The sequence below is a fragment of the Nonomuraea sp. NEAU-A123 genome, from assembly GCF_018603905.1.
Classification (GTDB): Bacteria; Actinomycetota; Actinomycetes; order Streptosporangiales; family Streptosporangiaceae; genus Nonomuraea.
The window spans coordinates 100,434-125,611 of the sequence record NZ_JAHFZZ010000011.1 but is presented as its reverse complement, the minus strand read 5'-3'; the positions used below and the strand labels follow the sequence as shown (position 1 = coordinate 125,611).

Sequence of the window (25,178 nt, the reverse complement as noted above, 5' to 3'; positions counted from 1 at the left end):
CACTTCCACCTGGGCAGTCTGGCCGTTAGCCGCCGTAGGTGCAAACCGTAAGGTTTCCCATGTGAGACCTATCGATGCCTTGGTGGACGCCCTGCCTGAGGGCCGTGTCCTGACCGACCCCGATGTGATCGACTCCTACGCCCGCGACCGTACGTTCCTGGAACCCGGCAAGCCGCTGGCCGTGGTGCTCGCCACCTCGCGTGACGACGTGGTCACGACGCTCACGTGGGCGACCGAGCACCGGGTCCCCGTGGTACCGCGCGGCGGGGGCACGGGGCTGGCGGGCGCCGCTACCGCCGGCGATGGGTCGGTGATCCTCTCGCTGGCCAGGATGACGGCGATCAGGGAGCTCTCCCCTGCTGACGAGATCGCCGTGGTCGAGCCCGGTGTGATCACCGCCGACCTCGACCGGGCGGCCAGGGAGCACGGGCTGATGTACGCGCCCGACCCGTCGTCGTACGAGATCTCCACGATCGGCGGCAACCTGGCGACCAACGCCGGCGGGCTGCGCTGCGTGAAGTACGGCGTCACCCGCGACTCCACGCTCGGTCTGGAGGTGGTGCTGGCCGACGGCCGGATACTCGAGACGGGCCGGCGCACGATGAAGGGCGTCACCGGGTACGACCTGACCGGGCTGTTCGTCGGCTCGGAAGGCACGCTCGGCGTGATCACCGCGGCGACGGTACGGCTGCGCAGGGCGCCCGCGGCGCCGCCGGCCACGTTCGCGGCGGAGTTCGGCTCGCTGCGCGAGGCGGGTGCGGCCGTGTCGGCGATCATGGCCGCCGGATGCCAGCCGTCGCTGATGGAGCTGCTCGACCGGGCGACGCTGGAGGCGATCGACGACTGGCGCAACATCGGCCTGGAGCCGGGCACGATGGCCATGCTGATCGGCCAGTCCGACGCGTCGGACGGCGCGGCCGTCGTCAAGCGTATGGAGCAGTTGTGCGTCGACAACGGCTCGCCGTTCGTGGCGGTCTCCTCCAGCCCGCAGGAGACCGAGGAGCTCATCGGCCTGCGCAGGATGGCCTACGACGCCAAGGAGCGCCTCGGCGCGTGCCTGGTGGAGGACGTGTGCGTGCCGCGTTCGGTGCTGCCCGACATGATCGAGGCGATCGAGGCGGCCGCCGTACGGCATGGCGTGAAGATCGCCACGGTCGCGCACGCGGGTGACGGGAACCTGCACCCGGTCTTCATCTTCGAGCACGGTATGGCCGAGCCGCCGCCCGAGGTGTGGGCCGCGGCGGACGACGTGTTCAAGCACGCTCTGCGGCTCGGCGGCACGCTGACCGGCGAACACGGGGTCGGCCTGCTCAAGCGGCGCTGGCTCGCACTGGAGACCGGACCGGTGGCCCAGGAGATGCAGCAGGGCATCAAGGCCGTGTTCGATCCGCTCGGCCTGCTCAATCCGGGCAAGGCGATCTGAGTTCACCAAGCCGTGACCTAGAAGGGACAATGTGGACACGACCTGCCCGAAAACACTGACATGTTGCGTCAAAAGGCGAAACATCTGACAGGTCTGGGCCACGCCCCAAGGGTCACGCTGGTAGCTTTTGCCCCATCTATCGTTTTGTTATGCGAGGTCTTTGGGGGTTCGGCGTGAATCAGCACCAGCCGTTGGCGGCGGACGACCCGCGGCGGCTGGGGGCCTATGACCTCGTCGCCCGGCTTGGTGAGGGCGGCCAGGGAATCGTGTACCTCGGCCAAAGCGACAGCGGCGAGCAGGTGGCGGTCAAGCTGCTGCACAACGCGCTGGTGGCCGACGCCGAGGCCAGGACCAGGTTCCTGCGCGAGGTGTCGGTCGCGCAGCGGGTGGCCAGGTTCTGCACGGCTCCGGTGCTGCACGCCGACCTCGAGGGCAGCCGGCCGTACATCGTGAGCGAGTACGTGCCGGGGCCGTCCCTGCGGGAGATGGTCATCAACGAAGGCCCGCGCCGGGGAGCGGCGCTGGAGCGGCTCGCGATCAGTACGGCGACCGCGCTGGCGGCCATTCACCGGGCCGGCATCCTGCACCGCGACTTCAAGCCCGCGAACGTCCTCATGGGGCCCGAGGGTCCGGTCGTGATCGACTTCGGCATCGCAAGGGCACTGGACTCGCCCGGGGCGACGGCGACGGGCATGGCCATGGGGACGCCGTCGTACCTGGCGCCCGAGCAGCTCAGCGGGGCCGCCGTGTCCGAGGCGGCGGACGTGTTCGCCTGGGGCGTCACGATGGTGTTCGCGGCGACGGGCAAGCCCGCCTTCGGCGCCGACTCGATTCCCGTGGTGATGAACCGGATCCTGAACGAGGAGCCGGAGCTGGGCGCGATGGAGGGGGCGCTCGGCGAGCTGGTGGCGGCGTGCCTGTCCAAGGACCCGTCGCAGCGGCCCACCGCGGACGAGCTGATCGTGCGCCTCACGGGGCAGCCGGCGCCTCGGGCGGCCGTGGACCCGCTGACCACGGGTGCCCAGATGGGCGCCGTCGCGGGCACGGGGCCGCAGCCGGGCGCGAACCCGCAGGACTCCTACCCCGGCCCTTGGATGACCGGCGCCACGGCCCAGCCCGGTCAGACGGGTCAGACCGGCCATTTCGGCCACCCCGGCGCGACGAAGAGCGGTGCCCCCGCCCCCATGGCGGCGGCAGGAGGCCCCTCAGCGACCGGTCCCGCCGCTGCGCCTGGAACGCCCCACGGCAACACCCCGGGCAGCCCTGGGATGCCCTTCGGCGGCCCGGGCATGCCCGCTGGTCAGGCTGGGATGCCCGGCAACCCGCCGAGCGGTCAAAGCGGCCCCTACGGTAATGCGCCGAGCGGTCAGAGCGGCCCGCACAGCAACATGCCGGGCGGCCAGGGCATGCCTGTCGGAGGCCAGGGAGCACCCGGCGGTCCGACGATGCGGCAGGGCCCCATGCCCCAGGGAGCGGGCGCTCCGGGGCAGCCCATGGGCGGCGTACCGGCACAGAGCGGCGCTCCGGGGTTCGGCGCGGGCGGCCCGGCATACGGCCCCGGTGGCCCAGGCGGTCGCGGGCCAGGCGCGGGCGGGCCGGGGCAGGGGCCGCAGGCGGGTGACGCCGGTTCGGCGAAGCAGCGCCGTACCCTGACCTTCGCTCTGACCGGCGCAGCCGCAGCGGCCCTGCTGGTCGTGGGTGGCGCGGTGGTGGTGCAGGCCAACAGCGGATCCCCACAAAAAGTGATCAACGTGGACAGCGCATCCCAAGCCACCTCCACCGACGGCGCAGGCGCGGGCCAGCCCGTCGACCCGCCCCTGACGGAGGACAGCCCTGTCGTCTCCCAGCCGGTCCCGAGCGTCGAGGAGCCGAAGCCCACCAAGACCAAGGAGCAGGTGATCCAGGACCCGAGCACCCAGGTCCCGGTCACCGTCCCCACAGTCCCGCAGACGTCGCAGCCTACGACCCACAAGCCGGCGTCGGAGCCCACGACCAAGCCCACCAAGACCAAGCGCACCGACATGGTGGACCCGGACCCCGATCCCTCGAGCGGGCCCACAGAGGACCCGTCCACGAACGCCCCGGTTCCCACGGCCACCAAGACGAAGACCACCCCCAAGCCGACGGTGAAGCCGACCGTCCAGCCCAAGCCCAACCCCTACAGCGCGGCGACGGTGTGCGGCGCCGGCTACAAGGTGATCGACAGCCACGCGCTGGGCGGCAACGCGACGATCTACCTGCTGTACGGCAACGGCAAGAACTGCGTGGTGACGATGTCCAAGCTGGTGTATCCCGCCAAGGTTTCGATGAACGCCACCCTCCAGGTCCAGAACGGCGGCAGCGGCGGCAACCCGGGCAAGTTCACCGCCTACGCGGGCCCGGTCAGGGTCGCGGCCGTCAAGAAGTGCGTGATCTGGGGCGGCTCATGGGGGACCATGTCCTGGAAGTCCGGCTGGAGCCACTGCACCTGATATAGCCCGATCAAGCCCCCCACGACGGAAACCAGCGTCGTGGGGGGCTTTTCGCATGCCAGGCAGCAGGTTAGGCTAGTTGACGTGATCGTCAAGTCCGAGCTCACCGCGCGGGGCCGGCGTACGAGGGACGCGCTCGTGCGGGCGGGCCGGGACGCCTTCGACGAGCACGGCTACGAAACCGTGCGCATCGATGACGTCTGCGTGCGGGCCGGGGTCTCGCATGGCACGTTCTACACCTACTTTGACTCCAAGGAAGCGCTGTTCGGCGAGGTGGCGGCGGCGGTGGTCGGGGAGATGTTCACGGCGAGCGTCGTGGGTCCCGGCGTGCCCGGCGACCCGTACGCGCGGATCGAGGCGGCCAACCGGCTCTACCTGCGCGCCTGGGCGGCCAATTCGCGGCTGGTCAGGATGCTCGAGCAGGCCGCCACCGCCGAGGAGGGCCTGCGCGGGCTGCTTCTGGAGCTGCGCGAGGTGTTCGTCCGGCGCGGCGCCGAGGGGCTCAGGCGGCTGCAGGAGCAGGGTCTGGCCGACCCGGCGCTCGATCCCCGGCTGACGGCCGTCATGCTCGGCGGGATGGTGGAGCACTTCGCCCACGTCTGGCTTGACCTGGGCGAACGCGCGGACGAGCGGACGGCCGTGGAGCTGCTCACCAAGCTCTGGGCCAGGGCCATCGGGTTGACGTCGGCGTCAAGTTGGCAACAGGAGGGCGTGTGATCCGGAGCAGGCTCGATCCCAGCGGCGCCGATTACCAGGAGCGGCGCGCGGCGATGCTGGGCAAGCTGGAAAAGCTCGACGCCGAGCAGGCCAAGGCGGTCGCGGGCGGCGGCGACAAGTATGTGGAACGGCACCGGAAACGGGGCAAGCTGCTGGCCCGCGAGCGGATCGAGCTGCTCGTCGATCCCGACTCGCCGTTCCTGGAGCTGTCACCGCTGGCCGCGTGGGGCAGCGAGTTCCCGGTGGGCGCCAGCGTGGTCACCGGGATCGGGGTGATCGAGGGCGTCGAGTGTGTGATCACCGCGAACGATCCCACCGTCAGAGGTGGCGCGTCGAACCCGTGGACGCTCAAGAAGTCGCTCAGGGCCGCCGACATCGCGCTGAGCAACCGCCTGCCGTACGTCAATCTGGTGGAGAGCGGCGGCGCGGACCTGCCGACGCAAAAGGAGATCTTCATCCCGGGTGGGCGGATATTTCGGGACCTGACGCGCATGTCGGCGGCGGGGGTTCCGACGATCGCGCTCGTGTTCGGCAACTCCACGGCCGGTGGGGCCTATGTGCCCGGGATGAGCGACTACGTGGTGATGGTGAAGGAGCGGGCCAAGGTGTTCCTCGGTGGGCCACCGCTGGTCAAGATGGCGACCGGCGAGGAGTCCGACGACGAGTCGCTCGGCGGGGCCGGCATGCACGCCCGCACCAGCGGCCTGGCCGACTACCTGGCCCTCGACGAGCACGACGCGCTGCGGATCGGGCGGCAGATCATCCGGTCGCTCAACTGGCGCAAGCTCGGCACCGCCCCGCTGACCGTGCAAGAGCCCGGATATCCGGCGGAGGAGCTCCTCGGGATCGTGCCGCAAGACCTGAAGGTGCCGTTCGATCCGCGCGAGGTGATCGCGCGGATCGTGGACGGGAGCGCGTTCGAGGAGTTCAAGCCGCTGTACGGGGCCTCGCTGGTGACGGGGTGGGCGCGGCTGCACGGCTATCCGGTGGGGATTCTGGCCAACGCGCGAGGTGTGCTGTTCAGTGAGGAATCGCAGAAGGCGACCCAGTTCATCCAGCTCGCGAACCAGTCGCGTACTCCGCTGCTGTTCCTCCAGAACACCACCGGTTACATGGTCGGCAAGGACTACGAGCAGGGCGGCATCATCAAGCACGGCGCGATGATGATCAACGCGGTGTCCAACTCGACCGTGCCGCACCTCACCGTGGTGATGGGCGCCTCGTACGGAGCCGGAAACTACGGGATGTGCGGCCGGGCCTACGATCCGCGGTTCCTGTTCGCGTGGCCGAGCGCCAAGTCCGCGGTGATGGGGCCCGCGCAGCTCGCCGGGGTGCTGTCGATCGTCGGGCGGGCCTCCGCCGCGGCCCGCGGTCAGGTGTACGACGAGGAGGGCGACGCGGCCATGCGGGCCATGGTGGAGGCGCAGATCGAGGCCGAGTCGCTGCCGTTCTTCCTGTCGGGGCGGCTCTACGACGACGGGGTGATCGATCCGCGCGACACCAGGACCGTGCTGGGGCTGTGCCTGTCGGCGATCAACAGTGCCGCGGTGCCCGAGGCGGCGGGATTCGGGGTGTTCCGCCCATGATCACCCGCCTGCTCGTCGCGAACCGGGGCGAGATCGCCCGGCGCGTCTTCCGCACCTGCCGGTCGCTCGGCATCGAGACCGTGGCCGTCTTCTCCGACCCCGACGCCGGGTCACCGCACGTGGCCGAGGCCGACTTCGCGGTACGGCTGAGCGGCGCCAAACCCGCGGATACCTACCTGGACATCGAGCGGATCGTGGCGGCCTGCCGGGCGGCGGGCGCCGACGCCGTACACCCGGGATATGGGTTCCTGTCCGAGAACGCGGACTTCGCCCGAGCCGTGCTGGATGCCGGGTTGGTGTGGGTCGGCCCGTCGCCGGAGTCCATCGCGGCCATGGGGTCGAAGATCGAGGCCAAGCGGCTGATGGGCGAGGCCGGGGTGCCGGTGCTGCCGTCGCTCTCGGCGGCCGTCACGGAGTTCCCCGTGCTGGTGAAGGCGTCCGCCGGTGGCGGTGGGCGGGGCATGCGGGTGGTGCGCGACGCCGGCGCGCTTGAGCGGGAGATCGCGTCGGCGCGGCGTGAGTCCGAGGCGGCGTTCGGTGACGGGACCGTGTTCGTCGAGCCGCTGCTCGAAGGGGCCAGGCACGTCGAGGTACAGGTCCTGGCCGACCGCCACGGGACCGTGTGGGCGCTCGGCGAGCGGGAGTGCAGCATCCAGCGGCGGCACCAGAAGGTCGTGGAGGAGTGCCCCTCACCGGGCATCACCCAGCGGATCAGGGACGAGCTCTGCGCGGCGGCGGTCAGGGCGGCCAGGAAGATCGGGTACGTCGGGGCCGGGACCGTGGAGTTCCTGGTCAAGGGGGATCAGGTGGCCTTCCTGGAGATGAACACCCGACTCCAGGTCGAGCATCCGGTCACCGAGCTGGTGTACGGGGTTGATCTGGTGCGGCTGCAGATCGAGGTGGCCGAGGGGTCGGCGCTGCCCGCCTCCGCGCCGGCACCTCAGGGGCATGCGGTCGAAGTGCGGTTGTACGCGGAGGACGGGGACTATCTGCCTCAGACGGGGACACTGCGCCGCTTCGAGGTGCCCGGGGACGTACGGGTTGATTCCGGGGTGGCGGCCGGGTCGGTCGTCTCCCCTCATTACGACGCGATGCTCGCCAAGGTGGTCGCTCATGGCTCGTCTCGGGAGGAGGCGGTACGGAAGCTGACGAAGGCGCTACGACGCGCACGGATCCACGGCCTCACCACCAACCGGGATTTGCTGCTGAACGTACTGAAAAATCGGGATTTCAGGGCGGGTGACACGCATACCGGATTCCTCGACGAGCACGACCTGAGCGGCACCGGCCCCGCCGATGAGCTGGCCGTGCTGGCCGCCGCCCTGGCGCAGGCCGCCGCCAACCGGGCCGCCGCGCCGGTCCTGCGCAGTCTGCCGTCCGGTTGGCGGAATGTCCGGTCGCAGCCCCTGCGGGCCGTCTTCGACGAGGCCGAGGTCGTCTACCAGCCACTCCCCGACGGCATCGAGCTGATCGCCGCAGAGCCGTACCGGATCGTCCTGGAACGTGGTGGCGTACGGCATGCCTTTGACATCGCCCACTACGACGGGAAGGTCTGCGTCGACTCCCCCAGCGGCTCCGTCGAGCTGACGCCCGCTCCCCGCCTGCCCGAGCCCGTCGAGCAGGTCGCCCCCGGCTCTCTCCTCGCTCCCATGCCGGGTAGCGTGCTGCGGGTCGAGGTCGAGCCGGGTGACCGCGTGGCGAAGGGCCAGGCGGTGCTGGTGCTGGAGGCGATGAAGATGGAGCATCAGATCGCCGCGCCCGCCGACGGGGTCGTCTCCGGCGTACACGTCGAGAAGGGACAGCAGGTCGAGGCGGGAGCCGTGCTGGCGATCATCCAGGAAGGAAGCTCATGACGAGCCTGGTCCACAAGGAGCTGGCCGGCGGCATCGCGACGATCACGCTGGACTCACCGCCCAACAGGAACGCGCTGTCCGTACGCCTGCTCGGCGACCTCGAACGCCGGCTGAACTGGGCGCTGACCGAGCCGGACGTGCGGGTGATCGTGCTGACCGGCGCGGGCCCGGTGTTCTGCTCGGGCGCCGACCTGAAGGAGCAGCGCGTCGAGCCTGCCTCCGGGGTCGGCGACGCGCCGGTGACGGCGTCGTTCCCGGAGATCCTCGCGCTGATCTGGGAGAGCCCGAAGCCGGTCATCTGCCGCCTGAACGGCACGGCGCGCGCGGGCGGGCTCGGCCTGGTGGCCGCGTGCGACTTCGCGATCGCGCCGGTGACGGCCTCCTTCGCGTTCACGGAGGTACGGCTCGGCGTCGTGCCCGCCATGATCTCCGTGCCGGTCCTGCGCCGACTCGATCCTCGGGCGGCGGCCGAGTACTTCCTGACCGGCGAGGTGTTCGACGCGGCCAGGGCGGTGGAGATCGGGCTGCTGACGCGGGCCGTGCCCGCCGAGGAGCTCGACGCGGCGGTCCGGCACTACGCCGGCATGCTGCTCAAGGGCGGTCCCGAGGCGCTGGCCATCACGAAGCGGCTGGTCAGGGAGCTGCCGGGAGTGTCGTTCGAGGAGGGGCTGCGGCAGATGACCGCGCTCTCCGCCCAGCGTTTCACCTCCGAGGAGGGTCAGGAGGGCATCGCGGCCTTCATGGAGAAGCGTCCGGCCAAGTGGGTTCCTTCATGACCTTGCGCATCGCCAACTGCAGCGGCTTCTACGGTGACCGGCTGTCGGCCGCGCGGGAGATGGTCGAGGGCGGCCCGATCGACGTGCTCACGGGTGACTGGCTGGCGGAGCTGACCATGCTCATCCTGGCCGGGAACCGCCTCAAGGGCCGCCCCGGCTACGCGCCGACGTTCCTGTCGCAGCTCGAAGAGGTCATGGCCACGTGTCTCGATAAAGGCATAAAAATCGTGACAAATGCGGGCGGGTTGGATCCGGCCGGGTGCGCCGCCGCCGTACAAGAGCTCGCCGCCCGCCTAGGCCTCTCCCCCAGGGTCGCCCACGTCACCGGCGACGACCTCATCGGCCGCGACCTGGACCTGACCAACGCCGACACCGGCGAGCAGCCGCCTGCCCCGCCTCTGACCGCCAACGCCTACCTGGGCGGGCGCCCGATCGCGGCGGCCCTGTCGGCGGGCGCCGACGTCGTGGTGACGGGCCGCGTCACGGACGCCGCCCTGGTGACGGGCCCCGGCATCTGGCGGTACGGCTGGCAGCCCGACGACCTCGATCCTCTGGCGGGCTCGGTGGTCGCGGGCCACATCATCGAATGCGGCTGCCAGGCCACGGGCGGCAACTACGCGTTCTTTCAGGACGTACCGGATCTGGCGCACTGCGGTTTCCCCATCGCCGAGCTGCACGCCGACGGCTCCTCCGTGATCACCAAGCACCCGGGGACGGGCGGCCTGGTCTCGATCGGCACGGTGACGGCCCAGCTCGTCTACGAGATCGCCGGGCCCCGCTACCTCGGGCCGGACGTGGTGGCCCGCTTCGACACCATCACGCTGTCGGACGACGGCCCCGACCGGGTCCGCGTCTCGGGCGTACGCGGTGAGCCGCCGCCCGGCACGCTCAAGGTCGCGGTGAACTACCTGGCCGGATACCGCAACACGATGACGCTGGTGCTGACCGGCCTGGACCTCGAGGCCAAGGCCCGCCTGGCGGAGGAGGCGCTCTGGGCCAGGATCCCCCGGGAGTCGTTCGACTCGGTGGACGTCACGCTCACGGATGGGGGGCTGCTGCGGATCACGGTGATGGACGCCGACCAGCGCCGGGCCGGTCGCGCCTTCTCCTCGGCCGTGGTGGAGACGGGGCTGGCCAGCTACCCCGGCTTCTACGGGCTCACGCCGCCGGGCAACGCGTCGCCGTACGGGGTGTACTGGCCGGTCCTGGTACCGGCCGCGGAGGTGCGTCCCCGAGTCTTTCTGGACGGCGAGGAGGTGTCACCGTCCGTGGACGGCGCGCCGGTGCCGCCGCATGCGAACGACGAGCAGGCGCCCTCGTTCGCGGACCGTGAGGGGATGCCGTCACCAGCTCCCACCGCCGCTTCTTCACTCGCGCGACCGCTGCGGGCCGACGACGCGGGGCGGCTCCCCGCGCTCGCCTCAGCCGACCAGCCCACTGTCCGCACCCCGCTGGGCCGCGTAGCGGGCGCCCGCTCGGGAGACAAGGGCGGCAACGCCAACCTGGGCGTCTGGGTCGACACGGCGGAGCGGTACGACTGGCTGGCGACGCACCTGACGACGGACCGCCTCAAGGAGCTCCTCCCCGACCTGGCCGCCTACCGGATCACCCGCTACGAGCTCCCGAATCTCCACGCGCTCAACTTCGTCGTCCACGGCCTGCTGGGCAGGGGCGTGGCGGCGAGCCCCCGGATGGATCCCCAGGCCAAGGCCCTCGGCGAGCAGCTACGCGCCCAGCCGATCGACGTGCCGGCGACGCTGCTGCCCTGAGGGCCGAATCCGCTTGCCCAGTCTCATTCTGTAGTCGTACCGTTACAACGGGGTGGCTGGGCGAGACGACGGAGATCGACATGGGCAAGCACGAAGGCGATGCCAAGAAGCACAAGCCATACATTCCCCCTAAACCCAAGGGCGGTGACACGTTGGGTGGCGGAGACGGCAAACACAGCGGCAAGGGGGACAACGGGGGCAAGAAGTGAACAACCCCGGCCGAATCGAGCGGATGATCGACGAGATCAGGGCCGTTTCCGCACGCAGCGAGTGGGTGCTCGGCGCGCTGCGCGCCGTTCCCCGCCACCTGTTCATCCCATCGATCGCGCAGGCGTTCGTGGGGCTGGGCGAGCGTGAGAGCATCATCGACCGCGATGCTGACCCCGACACCTGGTGGGAGGTCGTCTACTCCGACAGCACGCTCGTCACCCAACTCGACGACGGTGCTACCGAGATCCGGCTCGGTGCCACCGGCGCCACCTCGGCGGGTTCCGCGCCCAGCACCGTAGCCGACCTGCTCCAATGGCTGGACCCCGAACCCGGCCACCGGGTGCTCGAGGTGGGCACCGGCACCGGCTGGACCGCCGCCCTGCTCTCTCATGTGGTCGGCGAGACCAACGTCACCTCGATCGAGATCGACACGGCGACTGCGGAGCAGGCGGTCAAGAACCTCACCGCCGCCGGAGCGCAGCCGTACCTGGTCGTCGGCGATGGCGCGGACGGCCTAACCGAGCGAGCCCCCTTCGATCGGGTGCATGTCACGTGCGGCATCCACACCGTGCCCTACGCCTGGATCGAGCAGTCCCGGCCCGGCGCGGTGATCGTCGCCCCATACTGTCCCGGCTTCGGCCTCAACCACGCGCTACGGCTCGTGGTCAGGCCGGACGGCACGGCGATCGGCCGCTTCCCCGGCTTCGCCTCGTACATGATGATGCGCTCCCAGCGGCCGGTCGAAGTCGGCGACACGGACCCCGACCAGGCACGCCCGTTCACCACCAGGATCGACCCGCGCACCCTCGCCTACGCCCCGGCGGGGGCCGACCTGGCGATCTCCGCGCTGACCGGCCTGCACTCTCATACCTACCGCGAGGATGATTTCCATCGCATGTGGGTCATGGGCGGCAGCGACCAGTGGGCGGCGGCGACCTGGGAGCCGAAGCGTGAGCAGTACGAGGCCTTCCAGATCGGCGACCGTGCCGTCTGGCAGGAGGCCGTGGACGCTTACTTCCAGTGGGTGAGCTGGGGTGAGCCCGGTCGTGACCGCTTCGGGATGACGGTCACCGCCGAGGGCCAGCGCATCTGGCTGGACACACCAGAGCGTGTCGTGGGCTGACCGAGCACGCTTCCCGGACGCTCGTGGTGACCGGTAGCGCGGTGTTCGCCGACCGCACTCAGTAGCTCATGGGCGGGCCTCCTGGGCACGCCAGCCCAGGAGGCCCGCGCCCATGAGGCCCGCGTGGACGCCGAGGGCGGAGACGCGCAGGGCGGGCGGATGGCGGAAGGTGAGCAAGGCCGACAGGCGGTCGCATAGGGGCTCGATCAGGACGTCGCCAGCCAGCGAGAGGCCGCCGCCGATGACGACCAGGGCGGGGTCGAGCAGCAAGGTGTACGTCGCCAGGGCCAGGGCCAGCGCCTCCACCGCCTCGTTCCACACCTCTGTCGCCTGGACGTCTCCCGTCGCGACGCGGGCGACCACGTCGGCGGCGGAGTCCTCACCGCAGCGGGCCGCGATGGCCGAGGCCGAGGCGTACGCCGCCAGGCAGCCGCGCTGGCCACAGCCACAGAGGACTCCGTCGGGCCATACCGGGATGTGGCCGATCTGGCCCGCCCAGCCGGCCGCCCCGCCGTACAGACTCCCGGACAGGACCACCGCGCCCGCGATACCCGTGCCAATGGGGAGATACAGCACATCTCCGGCACCGACACCGGAGCTGGAGGGGGTGCCGCTGCTGGTGGTCGAGCCCGTGCGGACGTCGGCGTCCGTGCCCGTTCCGGAGCCGTACGCCAGTTCGGCCTCTCCCGCCGAACGGACGTCGTGGCCGAGTGCGACCGGCAGGCTCACCTGGGTGAACGCCTCCATGGGGACGTCACGCCAGCCGAAGGCGGCGGAGAACACCGCGTGCGTCGCCGTCACCAGCCCCGGCACGGCCAGCCCCACCGCGACAGGACTCAGCTCAACAGGCTCCGCAGAAGTGCCGACCCGGCGCGGGCGGGACAGGTCCGTGACGAAGGCCGAGATGGCGGCGATCACCCGTTCCGGGCCCTCGGCGCGCGGCGTGGCCCGGCGCTCCACGTACAACAGAGTCCCGTCGCGACCGACGAGGCCGCCCTTGATCGTCGTCCCACCCACATCAACCGCCACAACACACTCCACGCTCCCAGTAAATCGTTTTGAACGAGCGGCCGGGAACCAGAAGGATGTCCAACATGAACCCGCGTCTGCTCTCCCCGACCGACCTGGACGACTGCGCCCGGCTGGCCCAGGACCGCGAGTGGTTGCCCGAGCGGCACAAGTGGGGGCTGCTGTTCGAAGTCGGCGAGGTGTACGGGATCGACGCGCCCGACGGGGACGGCCTGGCCGCGACGACCATCCTGACCCGCTACGGCCACGACCATGCCGTGATCAGCATGGTCCTCACCGCCTCCAGATACGGCAGGCAGGGGCTGGCGGGCAAGCTGATGGAGCACGTGCTGCAGCAGGCGGGAGACCGCGTCGTCTCGCTGCACGCGACCGAGAACGGGCGCCCGCTGTACGAGCGGCTCGGCTTCCGTACCGTCGGCCGGGTCGCCAAGCACACCGGCGTCTTCCGGGGCGAGCGTTCCGGAAGAACCCGGCCCGCCACGGCGGAGGACCTCGACGCGATCCTGGCGCTGGACGCGGAGGTGTTCGGCACGGACCGGTCGGCGCTGCTGCGCCGCATGTTCGGCTTCGGGGAGCAGGTGCGGGTCGCCGAAGGCGGTTTCGGCCAGGCGTGGCGCAACGACGACAGCGTCGTCATCGGACCGGTCGTGGCGCGGGACCAGGAGACCGCCGAGGCGCTGATCGGCGACCTGGCCCTGCACGTGGGCGGCGTCGTACGACTGGATCTCGACCTGGCCAAGGACGGCCTGGTCAGGTGGGCGGGTGAGCACGGCATCGGCAACCCGTGGCAGGTCTCGCTCATGGTGCTGGGCGGCGAACTCCCCGGCGACAGGAGCCGTCAGTTCCTGCCGTTCATGCAGGCGCTCGGTTGACCGCTCGAACGGGGGTCTCGTAGGGTACTAGAACATCATTCTACAAAAGGGCGGCGATGACCTCCACCCACATCGACGTCGGCGCCATCGACTTCGGCGCGCTCGGAGCCTGGATGGACGCTCAGGGCCTGCCGGGCGGCGTCATCAGCGGCGCCGCCCCGGTCCTCGGCGGCACGCAGAACGTCATGGTCCGCTTCGAGCGCGGCGGCACCCCGTACATCCTGCGCCGACCTCCCCTGCACGCCCGGCAGAAGAGCAACGAGGTGCTGCGCCGGGAGGCGCGGGTGCTCGCGGTGCTGCGTGACACGCCGGTGCCCGCGCCGAGGCTGGTGGCCGCGCAGACGGCGGACGAGCCGGTCTTCTACCTGATGGAGCCGGTCGACGGGTTCAACCCGTCGACCGGGCTGCCCGAGCCGCACGCCTCCGATCCGGCGATCCGGCATCGGATGGGGTTGGAGGCGGCGGCCGCGCTGGCCGAGCTGGGGCGCGTCGATCCGGCCGCGCTGCCCGGCTTCGGCCGGCCCGACGGGTTCCTGGAACGGCAGGTGCCGCGCTGGCTCAAGGAGCTCGACTCCTATGGCCGCCTCGACGGCTACCCCGGACCCGACATCCCGCATCTCGCCGAGACGGCCGAGTGGCTGGAGCGGCACCGGCCCGCGGCGTTCACGCCGGGGGTCATGCACGGCGACTATCACTTCGCGAACCTGATGTTCGCCCACGACGGCCCGCGCGTGGCGGCGATCGTCGACTGGGAGATGTGCACGATCGGCGACCCGCTGCTCGACCTGGGCTGGCTGCTGGCCACCTGGCCGTCGAACAACGACCACGTCCCGGGCCTGCCGCAGCCGGCCGAACTCGTCGCCTACTACACGGCGCTGTCCGAGCGCGACCTGTCGGCCATCGACTGGTACGCCGTGCTGGCCTGCTTCAAGCTGGGCATCGTGCTGGAGGGCAGCCACGCCAGGGCCTGCGCCGGCCAGGCCCCCAAGGACATCGGCGACCTGCTGCACGCCACCACGCTTGCTCTGTTCGCGAGGGCCCAGGAGTTCATGGAGGGGCTTCTCGACCGTCCCTAAATACCTATTTTTCCCAAAACGATCACATATATCCGCCCGAGTCGTACAATTGCGCGCAATTGCAATACTCGGGGAAGGATAGTCATGCGCATGCGGTTCCTCGGCTCCACATCGGAGGCGGGCGCCTGCCCCACCCTGTACGAGACGGACCGGGGCACGATCGTCATCCAGGGCCTCGAACTCACCGACAAAGAAGCGCTCGCGGATCTCCGCGACGTGCTCGATGGCGAGACGGCGGTGGAGGTTCCCCGCGAGCTCATCACCGAAATAGCCCGCCGGGTCCTGTCCGATACCCCGGCAACCGCTTTCCCCAGCAGCGATGAGACACCCTTCGCGACCGATTGATCACAATTGCAAACCGGGTCTGGCATGATCCACGCAACCCCGTCTAGCCTCATGCGGTGACGTCGTTTCAGCAGGCGCGCATCGACCTCGGCAGCCAGCTACGCCAGCTGCGCGAGACCGCTCACCTTTCGGGCAAAGAGCTGGCCGAAAGGCTGCGATGGCAGCCGTCGAAGGTGTCGCGCCTGGAGAACGCCCGGCAGACCGCCACAGAGGACGACGTGGTCGTCTGGGCGGCCGCCGTGAACGCGCCTCCGGACACGGCGGACGACCTGATCAGGCAGTCCATCGCGCTGCTGGAGCGGCACGACGACTGGAAACAGCGGCACCGCAGCGGCCTGGCCGCGCTCCAGGAGGACATCCGGGATCTGGAGGCGCGCACCAAGCTCTTCCGGGTGTTCGAGCCGGCGATCGTGATCGGGCTGCTGCAGACCTCCGAGTACGCCAGGCACGTGTTCCGCAAGGTCAAGCGCCTCTACAGCGCCGCCGACCAGATCGACGCGGCGGTCCGGGTACGCATGCAGCGCCAGGAGATCCTCTATGACCGGAGCCGCACGTTCAGGTTCGTGGTGACGGAGTCGGCGCTGCGCACTCGGATCGCCCCGCTCGACGTCATGCACGGCCAGCTCGACCGGCTGCTGGCGGTCAGCACGCTGCCGAACGTGGAGTTCGGGGTGATCCCGTTCACCACCGAGATCCCCTCGTCGCCGATCAACGGGTTCTGGATCTACAACGAGGCCATGATCGGCCTGGCCACCATGACGAAGGACCTGGTGCTGCGGGACCCCGACGACATCGCCTTCTACGTGCGGGCCTTCGAGGACTACGCGAAGTGCGCGGAGTTCGACGAGGGCGGCCGGGACGTCATCATCAGCATTCTTGACGATTATCGAAAACAATCCTCACATTAACCGCCGCAATTGCTTGCCTCCCGCCACAAGATCGTGCAATTCTGTCGCGGAGACGTTGCGGAGGTGACGCATGATGCTTGATACCGCGCTCAACCTTGAGCAGTTCGCGTGGTACGCGGGACGTCACGCCGACCTGGCGGTACAGAATCTCGCTCTTTCCAGCGACCCCGCCTATGTGTCGGTGCGCAATCGCTTCTCCGCCACCTTGGCCGAAACCGTCACCCTGTCCGAGGGTGGAAGTTTCATCACCTCGTGGGGCTACCGGCTCGGGACGACGGACGACGTCGAAGGTGCCGCTGCCCGGCTTGCCTTCCTCCTCGCCGCGCTGCCGGCGTAGCTCTTTTTTTAGACCACCTGGGAAAGCGCCTTCCTTATGTGAAGGCCGTCGGCTCGATGCCGGCTTCTCTGGCCGCTGCCGTGCGCGCGTGGTCCAGCAGGCGGGAGCGGGTCAGGACCGCCGGATGGAGGGTGTAGCGGATGATCAGGCCGTCCAGCATGGCGTCGATGCGTTCGGCCGAGGCCGCCGGGTCCGCGCAGCTGAACTCGCCCGACTCCGTGCCCTCGGCGAGGACCTGGGTCAGGGCCGCCAGCCAGGCCGATTCGAGGTCCAGCATGATCTCGCTGACCGTCGGCTCGCGGAGGGCGGTGTTCCAGGCGTCGATCCACAAGAGCCAGCTCTGGTCGGAGCGGGACTCGGGGATGTAGTAGCGCAGAACTCGGTCCAAGCGGTCGATCGCGGTGCCGGGGCCGGCCACCAGCTCCGCCAGGCGGGCGCCCTCGATGTCGAGGGTGGCCCGCAGCATGGCGGTGATCAGCTCTTCCTTGGTGGCGAAGTGATAGTGGATCAGGCCGCCGCTGACGTTGATGGACTTGGCGATGTCGGCGATCCGGGTGTTGGCCAGGCCGCGCTCCAGGACCACCTTGCGAGTGGCCTCCAGGAGCTCCGCCCTGCGCTGGTCAGCCTGCTCGGCCCGGCTCGTCCTCCGCACCGGGCCAGCCTATCGGCCTTCAGCAGCCTGCCTTGTAGAGCACCTTCTGGATCTCGGGGCTGGTCAGGTTCTGCTGGGTGACGATCGTGGCGTCGGTCGGGATCGAGGCGGTGACCGGCTGGCCCTTCACCGCGGCGACGGCCTGCTCGACGCCCTTCGCGCCGATCTCGCCGGGCAACTGGGCGATCAGGGCCGACACGACCCCGTCCTGGAGCTGCTTGACCTGTGCGGGACCGGCGTCGAAGCCGACCATCTTCACCTTGCCCAGCTTGCCCGCCTGCTGGAGCGCGGAGCCGGCGCCGGTGGCCGAGTTGAGGTTGGTGGCGAAGATCCCGGCCAGGTCCGGGTCCTTGGCCAGCGCCGCGTTGACGATCTTGGAGGCTTCGCTGACGTCGTTGTGCGAGTACTGCACGCCGAGGTAGGAGATCCCCGGGTGGTTCGCCTTGATCTCCTCCTCGAAGCCCTTGATCCGGGCGTCCACCGAGCTGACGCCCGGATCGGTGGAGATGACCAGCGCCTTGCCCTTGTCGCCGATCTGCTCGGCCAGCGCCTTCGCGGCGGCGGCGCCGCCCTTGACGTTGTCGCTGCTGATCCTGGACAGGCCGATGCTCGGGTCCTCGACCACCGTGTCCACCAGAATGATCTTGATATCCTGCTGCTTGGCCTGGGTGAGCGGCGCGATGAGGGCCTTCACGTCGGTCGGCGCGATCAGTATGGCGCTGGGCTTGCCGGCGATGACCGAGTTGACGATCGGCGTCTGCAGCGTCGGGTCGAACTTCTGCGGCCCCTGTACGTCGAGCTGCACGCCCAGCTCCTTGGCCTTGGCCTTGGCGCCACACGCCATGGTCTCGTAGAACTCCTCCCCCGCCAGGCCCTGGATGAGCGTTATCTTGATGGGCCCACTCTGGGTTGTCGTCCCACCACCACAGGCCGCGACGGTGAGCAACAGCGTCGCGAGTGCCAAAGCCTTGCGCATGGTCGTCTCCTTACTGGTCGCGCCTGCCGCGCTGCCATTGGTCGACATAGACGGCGGCGACGAGCACGGCGCCCACCACCACCTGCTGCCAGAACGGCCGCACCCCGAGGATCTGGAACCCGTTCTGCAGCACCACCGGGATGAACACCCCGATGACAGTCCCGACCACGGTCCCGACGCCGCCGAACAGCGAGGTGCCGCCGATCACCACGGCCGCGATGGCCTGCAGGTTGTCGGTGGAGTGGGCGGAGACGCCGGTGATCCCGTACTTGGCGAGCGACAGATATCCGGCCAGGCCCGCCAGCAGCCCCGCCAGGCCGTACACCCTGATCAGGTGCCTGTTCACGGCCACGCCGCCGCGGCGGGCCGCCTCGGCGTTGGAGCCGATCGCGTACGTGTGGCGGCCGAAGCGGGTGCGCGCCAGCGCGAGGGCGAGCACGGCGGTGATCGCGGCGCAGATCCACGCGATCTGCGGCACGCCGAGCCAGCGCGCCAGCCCCAGTCCGAGGTTGAGGTCACCGGGCGCGCGCAGGTCCACGCCGCCCGTCAGCAGCAGCGCGCCGCCGAGCGACATGCCGAGCGTGCCGAGCGTCACGATCAGCGCCGGGATCCGGCCCTTGGCGACCAGAACGCCGTTCAGCAGGCCCCAGGCCAGCCCGGTCAGTACGGCGCTCGCCGCGCCGAGCAGCAGTGAGCCGGTGGTCTCCATGATCTTCGTCGCGGCCACGGCCGAGAACACCAGCACCCCGCCGACCGACAGGTCGATACCCGCCGTGATGATCACGTACGTCATGCCGGTGGCCAGGAGCAGCAGGATGGCGGCGTCGCTGACCAGGTTCAGCAGGTTGAAGGAGGTGGCGAAGCTGCCCGGCCGCAGCACCGAGAAGGTCAGCAGCAGCAGGGCCAGCACGGCCGCGATCCACACCACCTGCCGGTCCCGCAACCGCACCCGGTCCATGGCGTTCACCTGCCGTTCTCGTGCTCAATCGCGCCCGTCATGGCCCCCACCAGGTCCTCCATGGACACCCTCGCGGTGTCGAACCTGGCCACCCGCCGGCCCAGCCGCAGCACCTCGACCCGATCCGAGACGGCCTTCACGTCCTGCATGTTGTGGCTGATCAGCACGACGGCCACGCCCGAGTCGCGTACACCGCGGATGAGGTCGAGCACCCGCTGGGTCTGCAGAACGCCCAGCGCGGCGGTCGGCTCGTCCATGAACACCACCCGCTTGGCCCAGGTCACCGCGCGCGCGACCGCGACGCCCTGCCGCTGCCCGCCCGACAGCGTGGAGACGGGCGCGGCCTGTGACTTGAGCTGGACGCCGAGCCGTTCACAGGCCTCCTTGGTACGGCCGCGCATGGCGGCGTTGTCGAGCACTCCGAGCCGGCCGAGCAGGCCCGGTTTGAGCAGTTCCCTGCCGAGGAAGAAGTTGCCCGCCGGGCTCAGGTCCGGGCAGAGCGCGAGGTCCTGGTAGACGGTCTCGATCCCGGCGCTCCTGGCCTCCTCGACAGACCCGAACACGACCGGCTCGCCGTCCACGGCGATCTCCCCCGAGTCCGGCCGCTCGGCGCCCGAGAGGATCTTCGCCAGCGTGGACTTGCCCGCTCCGTTGTCGCCGATCAGCGCCACGACCTCGCCGGGTAACAGGGTGAAGTCCGCGCCACGCAGCGCCTCGACCTGGCCGTAACTCTTGACGATCCCGCGGGCTTCCAGCAGCGGTGCGGACATAGCACTATCAAGAGCGGGGATGACATCGTTGTCAACCCCCGATCTACGCGACTCCCAGCCACGTCTGCCAAGATTTGATCTAGAAGAGAGGAGCCTCGACATGGCTTTGGACAACGCCGGAATACGGCGATTACTCGCGGACTCGGGGGAGCAACGCGGGTGGGTGTCACCGAGGACGGACCTGGTCACCGCGCTGCTGGGGGTCTGGTTCGGCATCGGGTTGATGATCGACGCGTGGGCGCACACGAACCTGACGCAGTTGGAGACGTTCTTCACGCCGTGGCACGCGGCGTTCTACTCGGGATTCGCCGCGGTCTCCGGCTGGATCATCTGGCAGGTGTGGCGTAACGTCCGGACCGGCCGCCAAGGGGTTGCGGCGGTGCCCACGGGCTATCTGGCCGGGCTGCTCGCGGTGCCCGCGTTCGCCGTGTTCGGTCTCGCCGACCTGATGTGGCACACCTTCCTCGGCATCGAGACCACCATCGACATCCTGTTCAGCCCTTCGCATCTCGGGCTGATCGTGACGATGATGCTCATCATCACCACACCGCTCCGCTCCGCGTGGAACGCCCCCGACCTGGGCCCGCGGCCCTCGCTCGGCCGGCTGCTCCCGGCGCTGATCGGGCTGGCGTTCGCCACCACGCTGGTGTCGCTGTTCCTGGGGTACGCCGACGCCCTGCAGTGGAGCGCGCCGGGCATCGTCGAGGCGTTCTCCGCCGTGGAGGGCGTGCACGCCGACCGACTGGCCAGCGCCATGGTCATCAGCAACGTCGTCACGCTCGCCCCCGTACTGCTGCTGGCGCGTCGCTGGCGCCTGCCGTTCGGCAGCGTGACCATCCTGCACGCGGTGGGCATCCTGATGTCGGGCGCGCAGACCGCGTTCGAGAACCTGCCGATCCTGCTGACGTTCGTGGCCGCGGGTCTCGTGAGCGACCTGCTGATCCGCTGGCTGCGGCCCTCGGGCGAGCGACGGGGCGCTTATTGGGCGTTCGCCGGGTTGTCGGGCTTCCTCACGTGGTCGCTGTACATGGGGGCCGCGTCGGTGGCAGCCGGTGGGCTGCCCGCCATCCCGGAGCTGTGGACCGGGGCGCCGATCGTGGCCGGGCTGATCGGCTTGGCGCTCGGGGCGCTGTTCCTGCCCAACGCGGTCACCGCCGAGCCGGTTCCGTCCGGCGGGGCCGATCCGGTTGCGCACAGCGCGGCCGCTGCCGAGCCGGTTCCGTCCGGCGCGGCCGACTCCGACCGGGCATGATCCGAGTCCTCCGGGTCCTCCTTCTCGTTGCGGTCCTGACGCTGGCGGGCGCCGCTCCGGCCGCCGCGCACAATGTCACGGCCGGCGCGGATCTGCGGATCGCCCAGACGATCGCGGGCGCGGAGCTCACGATTGTGATCAAGGGGACGACGCGGGTGCCCGGGCCGTTGCGGATCGGTGTCATCGCCTTTGGGCCGGTGACCGACCTGCCGGTCGGCCTGGAGGTGCGCTCGGTCGCGGACGGCCGTACGGTGACGGGCGTGGCGCGGGCGGCGCGGGACCCCCAGTACGTTCAGCTCAAAGTGGACGCGACCGGCCCGCACGAGCTCACCCTGCGGGCCGGGAACGAGGTCGCCGTGCTGCCGTTCCGCGTCCTGGTGGACCGCGGGTCGGCGGGAGAACTGCTGATCTACGGCGGCCTGCTCGTGGCGGCCCTGCTGCTGGTGGGCGGCCTGCTCACCGGGGCACTGGCCCGTCCCGGTCCGGCAATGCTGCTGGCCGGCGGCGCCGCGGTGGGGTTGACGGTCGCCGCCATGGTCGTCGTCTTCGAGCCGATGCTGCCCGCTGCCCCACCCGACGGCGCCGCACCCACGGTGGCGGCGACTGCGGGCACGACTGTGGGGGCGGCGGCCGGGGCGCAGACCGGTGGCCGCCCGTTCACGCAGGGCCGGGTGGCGACGGTCCCGGCCCGCCCGGCTTCCGGAGCGGAGTTCACGTTGCGGTTCGACCTCATCGACGGATCCACCGGACGGCCCGTGGACGATCTCGTCCTCCACCACGAGGCCCTCGCCCACGTGGTCGTGACCAGCGAGGACGGGCGCTTTTTCCGCCACGTGCACCCGCTGCGCACGGCGCCGGGGCGGCTGGAGGTCAGGATGCGGACCGACCGGCCGGGCCGATATCTGGCCTATGCCGAGCTAGAGCGTGAGGACTCCGGCGGACAGCTCGTCACCGGGTCGTTCAACGTCGGCGACCCTGTCGCGTCTGACACGTCTGTCCCATCTGACGCGGCGGAGACGCCTGTTGAGGCCGCCGCGCCGCTCCTGCGACCCGCCGCTCCCGTCGCGGGCCGCCCGACGACGATCGAACTCGGCACGTCGGGCACCGTGCGCCCCTGGCTGGGCATGACCGGCCATCTGATCGTACGCAGCCAGGACGGCACCTTCCTCGGCCACATACACGAGATGGGCTCCCCCGGCCCCCGACTCAGCTTCACCTTCAGCTTCCCGTCAGCGGGACGATACTTCGCCTGGGCCCAGTACGCGACCACCGACCGCATCGTGACCATGCCCTTCACCGTCGACGTCACGGCATCGGGAAGCCCGTCATGAGGCGGGACGTCACGGCATCGGAGACCCACTCGTGAGGCGGGCGGCCGTGGCCGTGACGGTCCTCGCGGTCGCGGTGGTGACGTTCTTCATCGTGGGCAGAAGCTCAACCCCCGACCCGCTCCGTCAGACCATCACGGGAACGCGCTACACGGGCACCGTCTCGATCGACCGGCCGACCACGGGACGCGTCACCGTGGACGTACGGCTGACTTCGGGCGACCCGGACGGCGTGGCCGTGTCCGCGGTGATGCCCGCGATGGGTCACGCCATGCCGGAGATCACCGCCCGGGAGCCGGAACCCGGCCACTTCGTCGCCGAGGGCGAGCTGTTCCCGATGACCGGCGTCTGGGAGCTCTCGATCCGGCTGAACGGGCCTGTGGGCGAGGAGACGCTGACCGTGAACGCGCCGATCACCGGCTGAAAGGAGGACGGCAAATGCAGGATGGCGGCGCCGGGACCGTACGGTTTTCTTCTTACAGTCCTTCGAGGCATGTCCTCTTCTACCACCGGACTCTTACGTAGAGTGCGGTGGCGGGGATGCGGGTTCCAGAGTGCGGCTGAACCAGATGGTCTTCCCCGTACCGCAGGGGGCCGGTTCGTACCGCCATTCGTCCGTGAGAGCAGCCACGATCGACAGGCCGCGGCCATGGTCTGAGTCGTGCCGGACCGTGAGGCATCGAGGTCGTCCAGCGCCCTGGTCATAGACGTACCCGGTCACCGCCTCGGGGGTTAGGCCCAAGCACAGCCTGATCGGAGGGGCTCCGTGGATCAGGGCATTGGTGACCAACTCGCTGATAACCAGAGTGATGTCGTCGATCAGGTCGTGCAGATTCCACGAGGTGAGGGTTTCGCGGACCAGATCGCGAGCCTGTCCGATGATGGCTGGATCATCGGACAGGTCCCAGTGCAGGGCCTGCTCGACATGCGCGGGGCTCGCCATCCGGCCGCCCGGTGACCACGTCGGCGGGTGGTAGAGGTACTTGGGCGCGGCATCTGGCTTGTGGAAAGACCTACGGAAGCGTTTGAGGAAGCTGAGCGTGAACGCCATGATCACGTACCGTTCAGTATCGGTGGCTGTGAATGGGTGTGCTGGTAACTCCCGTCAGGCATGCGGGCACCACGGGGGCGTCCACGTGCCCAACGGGGGCCTGCCAGCGTTTATGGGCGCGGGTTGTGGACGAGGTAGGCGGCTCCGCGCCATATCTCCCTGCCAGTGGCGGGTAGCAACTCGGCCAAAGGGCGACGGCCCAGTTCGTGGTAGTGGGCGGCGAGCCGTTCCGCTGCGGCCTGGACAGTGACGGCGTATGTCCATAGCGGCGTGGGGCGCTCACGGGCGTTGGGGACGAGCCACCAGAGCCGAGTCCCGTCGGTGTAGACCAGCAGGCCGATGTAGATCGAGATGATGACCTGGTCGCCTCGTAGTGGCAGAGCGAGCGCAGGGATGTTGTGCTGCCGAGCAAGGGTCTGGATGAGCTCGGCGGCGCATTCCTCCGCGAGTGATGAGGTCGGCTGCGCGCCCACGGGTTGGACGGTGGGCTTGTGGGCGTTCACGTTCTTACCTCGCTCTCCGGCTGGGTTGACCTTCACCAGAATGACAATGGTGAACAGAGAGTGATAGCAGAATCACCCCACAGCAACACCACACTCTTTGTAGGCTTGCTTCGTAGTAGTTCCAACACGAAGAGTCACGGTTGGATGTCTATGTCCAGATCAGCGGAGATTGACCCGGACGAGAGCCCGCGGGCCGCGTTCGCCTACCTACTTCGGCGGCTCCGCACCTCGGGCGGGCTGACACAACGCGATCTGGCCGACCGGCTCGGCTACTCCGAAAGCCAGATCGGCATGGTCGAGCAGGGTCGGCGCCGCCCGACGCAGCATCTCGCCGACCTACTCGATACCGAGTTCGGCGTTGAGGAGTTCGGCCAGCTGTACGTCCGTACGACCTGGGCTGGCAGCCCCGAACATTTCCGCGCATGGCTCGATGAGGAACAGGAAGCGACAGCGCTACGCAGCTGGGAGCCGATGCTGGTGACCGGACTCCTGCAAACCGAGGCGTACGCGCGCGCACTGTTCGCCGCCGAGCCCGGGATCACTCCCAAGGAGGTAGACGAACGCGCCGAAGCCCGCATGCAGCGTCAAAGGGTCTTGACGAGGGACAAGCCGCCGACGGTCACCGCCATCATGGACGAGGGAGTCCTGCGCAGACCGGTCGGGGGCGCCGAGGTGATGCGAAATCAGCTCGCCCACATCCTGGATCTGGCGCAGCATCGCCAAATCTCCGTACAGGTCGTGCCGTACAACGCTGGTGCATACGCGGGACTGCTCGGCGGACTGATCATCGCCGAGCGACACGGGACACCATCGACGGTGTACGTGGAGTCGCAACCACACGGACGAGCGTATGAGGATCGGGCCATTATCTCCGGCGTTCTGCGGCGTTACGATTACGTCCGCTCAGAGGCCTATCCGCACCATCTATCGTTGAACATCATCAAGGACGTGATGACGCATGGCCCACAATGACACCCCCGACCTTCAGCACGCCGAATGGCGAAAGAGCAGCCACAGCGGCGGGGACGGCGGCAACTGCGTAGAGGTCGCCACCAACCTGCCAGGGGTGATCGCGGTCCGTAACTCCCGGCACCGCTCCGACAAACCGTTGATCTTCACCCCATCGGAGTGGACCGCCTTCCTCGTAGGCGTCAACGACGGCGAATTCGACATCGCCTGATCGAACGCTCTAG

At 69.5% G+C, this 25,178-nt stretch carries 26 protein-coding genes; 19 read left to right on the top strand and 7 right to left on the bottom strand.

The window, feature by feature from the left end:
• Positions 1-61 precede the first annotated feature (61 nt).
• The 9 genes from KLK06_RS32340 (at position 62) to KLK06_RS32305 (ending at position 11,928) form a co-directional block, all read left to right on the top strand.
• Complete coding sequence (locus tag KLK06_RS32340) at positions 62-1,423, top strand: FAD-linked oxidase C-terminal domain-containing protein (RefSeq protein WP_308168544.1); 1,362 nt, start codon at positions 62-64, stop codon at positions 1,421-1,423.
• A 173-nt stretch (positions 1,424-1,596) separates the two neighbouring features.
• Entirely contained in the window at positions 1,597-3,894 is a 2,298-nt protein-coding gene (locus tag KLK06_RS32335) for a protein kinase (RefSeq protein ID WP_308168543.1), read from the top strand.
• A gap of 84 nt (positions 3,895-3,978) precedes the next feature.
• Positions 3,979-4,611, top strand: coding sequence for a TetR/AcrR family transcriptional regulator (locus KLK06_RS32330; RefSeq protein WP_214639464.1), 633 nt, complete (start codon positions 3,979-3,981; stop codon positions 4,609-4,611).
• A gap of 53 nt (positions 4,612-4,664) precedes the next feature.
• Positions 4,665-6,197 carry an acyl-CoA carboxylase subunit beta gene (locus KLK06_RS32325; protein WP_214639561.1) on the top strand — a complete coding sequence of 511 codons (1,533 nt, stop codon included), beginning with the start codon at positions 4,665-4,667 and terminating at the stop codon, positions 6,195-6,197.
• Positions 6,194-8,050, top strand: a complete 1,857-nt coding sequence (locus tag KLK06_RS32320) for a biotin carboxylase N-terminal domain-containing protein (protein WP_214639463.1) — start codon at positions 6,194-6,196, stop codon at positions 8,048-8,050. The genes KLK06_RS32325 and KLK06_RS32320 overlap by 4 nt, the downstream gene beginning before the upstream one ends.
• Positions 8,047-8,826, top strand: coding sequence for an enoyl-CoA hydratase-related protein (locus KLK06_RS32315; RefSeq protein WP_214639462.1), 780 nt, complete (start codon positions 8,047-8,049; stop codon positions 8,824-8,826). Before KLK06_RS32320 ends, KLK06_RS32315 begins: the two co-directional genes overlap by 4 nt.
• Positions 8,823-10,595 carry an acyclic terpene utilization AtuA family protein gene (locus KLK06_RS32310; RefSeq protein WP_214639461.1) on the top strand — a complete coding sequence of 591 codons (1,773 nt, stop codon included), beginning with the start codon at positions 8,823-8,825 and terminating at the stop codon, positions 10,593-10,595. The genes KLK06_RS32315 and KLK06_RS32310 overlap by 4 nt, the downstream gene beginning before the upstream one ends.
• 80 nt (positions 10,596-10,675) lie before the next feature.
• Complete coding sequence (locus KLK06_RS61785) at positions 10,676-10,804, top strand: hypothetical protein (RefSeq protein WP_284735196.1); 129 nt, start codon at positions 10,676-10,678, stop codon at positions 10,802-10,804.
• Entirely contained in the window at positions 10,801-11,928 is a 1,128-nt protein-coding gene (locus KLK06_RS32305) for a methyltransferase domain-containing protein (protein WP_214639460.1), read from the top strand. The genes KLK06_RS61785 and KLK06_RS32305 overlap by 4 nt, the downstream gene beginning before the upstream one ends.
• A gap of 66 nt (positions 11,929-11,994) precedes the next feature.
• On the opposite strand, the gene KLK06_RS32300 is transcribed toward KLK06_RS32305, so the two are convergent.
• Complete coding sequence (locus KLK06_RS32300) at positions 11,995-12,957, bottom strand: ROK family protein (RefSeq protein WP_214639459.1); 963 nt, start codon at positions 12,955-12,957, stop codon at positions 11,995-11,997.
• 65 nt (positions 12,958-13,022) lie between these two features.
• Here KLK06_RS32300 and KLK06_RS32295 point away from each other — a divergent pair, with 65 nt between their 5' ends.
• The 5 genes from KLK06_RS32295 to KLK06_RS32275 all read left to right on the top strand — a co-directional run bounded on the left by KLK06_RS32295 (position 13,023) and on the right by KLK06_RS32275 (position 16,495).
• Positions 13,023-13,829, top strand: coding sequence for a GNAT family N-acetyltransferase (locus KLK06_RS32295; protein ID WP_214639458.1), 807 nt, complete (start codon positions 13,023-13,025; stop codon positions 13,827-13,829).
• A 56-nt stretch (positions 13,830-13,885) separates the two neighbouring features.
• A complete protein-coding gene (locus KLK06_RS32290; RefSeq protein WP_214639457.1) occupies positions 13,886-14,905 on the top strand; it encodes a phosphotransferase family protein in 1,020 nt (339 codons plus the stop codon).
• An 84-nt stretch (positions 14,906-14,989) separates the two neighbouring features.
• A complete protein-coding gene (locus KLK06_RS32285; protein WP_214639456.1) occupies positions 14,990-15,250 on the top strand; it encodes a hypothetical protein in 261 nt (86 codons plus the stop codon).
• A gap of 56 nt (positions 15,251-15,306) precedes the next feature.
• Complete coding sequence (locus KLK06_RS32280) at positions 15,307-16,158, top strand: helix-turn-helix transcriptional regulator (protein WP_214639455.1); 852 nt, start codon at positions 15,307-15,309, stop codon at positions 16,156-16,158.
• Positions 16,159-16,228: 70 nt separating this feature from the next.
• Entirely contained in the window at positions 16,229-16,495 is a 267-nt protein-coding gene (locus KLK06_RS32275; RefSeq protein WP_214639454.1) for a hypothetical protein, read from the top strand.
• 34 nt (positions 16,496-16,529) lie between these two features.
• Here the strand turns inward: KLK06_RS32275 and KLK06_RS32270 are convergent, their stop codons facing one another.
• Genes KLK06_RS32270 through KLK06_RS32255 form a run of 4 tightly spaced genes read right to left on the bottom strand, consistent with a single transcriptional unit; the run spans position 16,530 to position 19,851 of the window.
• Positions 16,530-17,147 (bottom strand): TetR/AcrR family transcriptional regulator, encoded by a 618-nt coding sequence (locus KLK06_RS32270; protein ID WP_214639453.1) that lies wholly within the window; start codon positions 17,145-17,147, stop codon positions 16,530-16,532.
• 19 nt (positions 17,148-17,166) lie between these two features.
• Entirely contained in the window at positions 17,167-18,123 is a 957-nt protein-coding gene (locus KLK06_RS32265) for an ABC transporter substrate-binding protein (RefSeq protein ID WP_214639452.1), read from the bottom strand.
• Between the two features lie 10 nt (positions 18,124-18,133).
• On the bottom strand, positions 18,134-19,081 hold the full coding sequence (locus tag KLK06_RS32260; RefSeq protein ID WP_250906378.1) for an ABC transporter permease: 948 nt from the start codon (positions 19,079-19,081) through the stop codon (positions 18,134-18,136).
• A gap of 5 nt (positions 19,082-19,086) precedes the next feature.
• On the bottom strand, positions 19,087-19,851 hold the full coding sequence (locus KLK06_RS32255) for an ATP-binding cassette domain-containing protein (protein ID WP_214639450.1): 765 nt from the start codon (positions 19,849-19,851) through the stop codon (positions 19,087-19,089).
• 100 nt (positions 19,852-19,951) lie between these two features.
• Between KLK06_RS32255 and KLK06_RS32250 the strand changes: the two genes are divergently transcribed.
• The 3 genes from KLK06_RS32250 to KLK06_RS32240 are packed head-to-tail and all read left to right on the top strand — an operon-like array spanning position 19,952 to position 22,855.
• Positions 19,952-21,103 carry a hypothetical protein gene (locus tag KLK06_RS32250; protein WP_214639449.1) on the top strand — a complete coding sequence of 384 codons (1,152 nt, stop codon included), beginning with the start codon at positions 19,952-19,954 and terminating at the stop codon, positions 21,101-21,103.
• Entirely contained in the window at positions 21,100-22,434 is a 1,335-nt protein-coding gene (locus tag KLK06_RS32245; RefSeq protein ID WP_214639448.1) for a hypothetical protein, read from the top strand. The genes KLK06_RS32250 and KLK06_RS32245 overlap by 4 nt, the downstream gene beginning before the upstream one ends.
• 31 nt (positions 22,435-22,465) lie before the next feature.
• Positions 22,466-22,855, top strand: a complete 390-nt coding sequence (locus KLK06_RS32240) for a FixH family protein (protein WP_214639447.1) — start codon at positions 22,466-22,468, stop codon at positions 22,853-22,855.
• Positions 22,856-22,948: 93 nt separating this feature from the next.
• Here KLK06_RS32240 and KLK06_RS32235 read toward each other — a convergent pair whose 3' ends face one another.
• Positions 22,949-23,482, bottom strand: coding sequence for an ATP-binding protein (locus tag KLK06_RS32235; RefSeq protein WP_250906377.1), 534 nt, complete (start codon positions 23,480-23,482; stop codon positions 22,949-22,951).
• Between the two features lie 110 nt (positions 23,483-23,592).
• Positions 23,593-24,021, bottom strand: a complete 429-nt coding sequence (locus tag KLK06_RS32230) for a hypothetical protein (RefSeq protein ID WP_214639445.1) — start codon at positions 24,019-24,021, stop codon at positions 23,593-23,595.
• Positions 24,022-24,135: 114 nt separating this feature from the next.
• Here KLK06_RS32230 and KLK06_RS32225 point away from each other — a divergent pair, with 114 nt between their 5' ends.
• Both KLK06_RS32225 and KLK06_RS32220 read left to right on the top strand, forming a co-directional pair.
• Positions 24,136-24,957 (top strand): helix-turn-helix transcriptional regulator, encoded by an 822-nt coding sequence (locus KLK06_RS32225; protein WP_214639444.1) that lies wholly within the window; start codon positions 24,136-24,138, stop codon positions 24,955-24,957.
• Entirely contained in the window at positions 24,944-25,165 is a 222-nt protein-coding gene (locus KLK06_RS32220) for a DUF397 domain-containing protein (RefSeq protein ID WP_214639443.1), read from the top strand. Before KLK06_RS32225 ends, KLK06_RS32220 begins: the two co-directional genes overlap by 14 nt.
• Positions 25,166-25,178 lie beyond the last annotated feature (13 nt).

What these genes read in the sequence shown, in the direction of transcription:
- KLK06_RS32325 (WP_214639561.1), top strand. Translation starts at nt 4,665, where the DNA reads ATGCTGGGCAAGCTGGAAAAGCTCGACGCCGAGCAGGCCAAGGCGGTC.
- KLK06_RS32265 (WP_214639452.1), bottom strand. Translation starts at nt 18,123, where the DNA reads ATGCGCAAGGCTTTGGCACTCGCGACGCTGTTGCTCACCGTCGCGGCC.
- KLK06_RS32260 (WP_250906378.1), bottom strand. Translation starts at nt 19,081, where the DNA reads ATGGACCGGGTGCGGTTGCGGGACCGGCAGGTGGTGTGGATCGCGGCC.
- KLK06_RS32255 (WP_214639450.1), bottom strand. Translation starts at nt 19,851, where the DNA reads ATGTCCGCACCGCTGCTGGAAGCCCGCGGGATCGTCAAGAGTTACGGC.
- KLK06_RS32225 (WP_214639444.1), top strand. Translation starts at nt 24,136, where the DNA reads ATGTCCAGATCAGCGGAGATTGACCCGGACGAGAGCCCGCGGGCCGCG.
- KLK06_RS32315 (WP_214639462.1), top strand. Translation starts at nt 8,047, where the DNA reads ATGACGAGCCTGGTCCACAAGGAGCTGGCCGGCGGCATCGCGACGATC.
- KLK06_RS32295 (WP_214639458.1), top strand. Translation starts at nt 13,023, where the DNA reads ATGAACCCGCGTCTGCTCTCCCCGACCGACCTGGACGACTGCGCCCGG.
- KLK06_RS32220 (WP_214639443.1), top strand. Translation starts at nt 24,944, where the DNA reads ATGGCCCACAATGACACCCCCGACCTTCAGCACGCCGAATGGCGAAAG.
- KLK06_RS32245 (WP_214639448.1), top strand. Translation starts at nt 21,100, where the DNA reads ATGATCCGAGTCCTCCGGGTCCTCCTTCTCGTTGCGGTCCTGACGCTG.
- KLK06_RS32275 (WP_214639454.1), top strand. Translation starts at nt 16,229, where the DNA reads ATGATGCTTGATACCGCGCTCAACCTTGAGCAGTTCGCGTGGTACGCG.
- KLK06_RS32320 (WP_214639463.1), top strand. Translation starts at nt 6,194, where the DNA reads ATGATCACCCGCCTGCTCGTCGCGAACCGGGGCGAGATCGCCCGGCGC.
- KLK06_RS32310 (WP_214639461.1), top strand. Translation starts at nt 8,823, where the DNA reads ATGACCTTGCGCATCGCCAACTGCAGCGGCTTCTACGGTGACCGGCTG.
- KLK06_RS32290 (WP_214639457.1), top strand. Translation starts at nt 13,886, where the DNA reads ATGACCTCCACCCACATCGACGTCGGCGCCATCGACTTCGGCGCGCTC.
- KLK06_RS32250 (WP_214639449.1), top strand. Translation starts at nt 19,952, where the DNA reads ATGGCTTTGGACAACGCCGGAATACGGCGATTACTCGCGGACTCGGGG.
- KLK06_RS61785 (WP_284735196.1), top strand. Translation starts at nt 10,676, where the DNA reads ATGGGCAAGCACGAAGGCGATGCCAAGAAGCACAAGCCATACATTCCC.
- KLK06_RS32285 (WP_214639456.1), top strand. Translation starts at nt 14,990, where the DNA reads ATGCGCATGCGGTTCCTCGGCTCCACATCGGAGGCGGGCGCCTGCCCC.
- KLK06_RS32235 (WP_250906377.1), bottom strand. Translation starts at nt 23,482, where the DNA reads ATGGCGTTCACGCTCAGCTTCCTCAAACGCTTCCGTAGGTCTTTCCAC.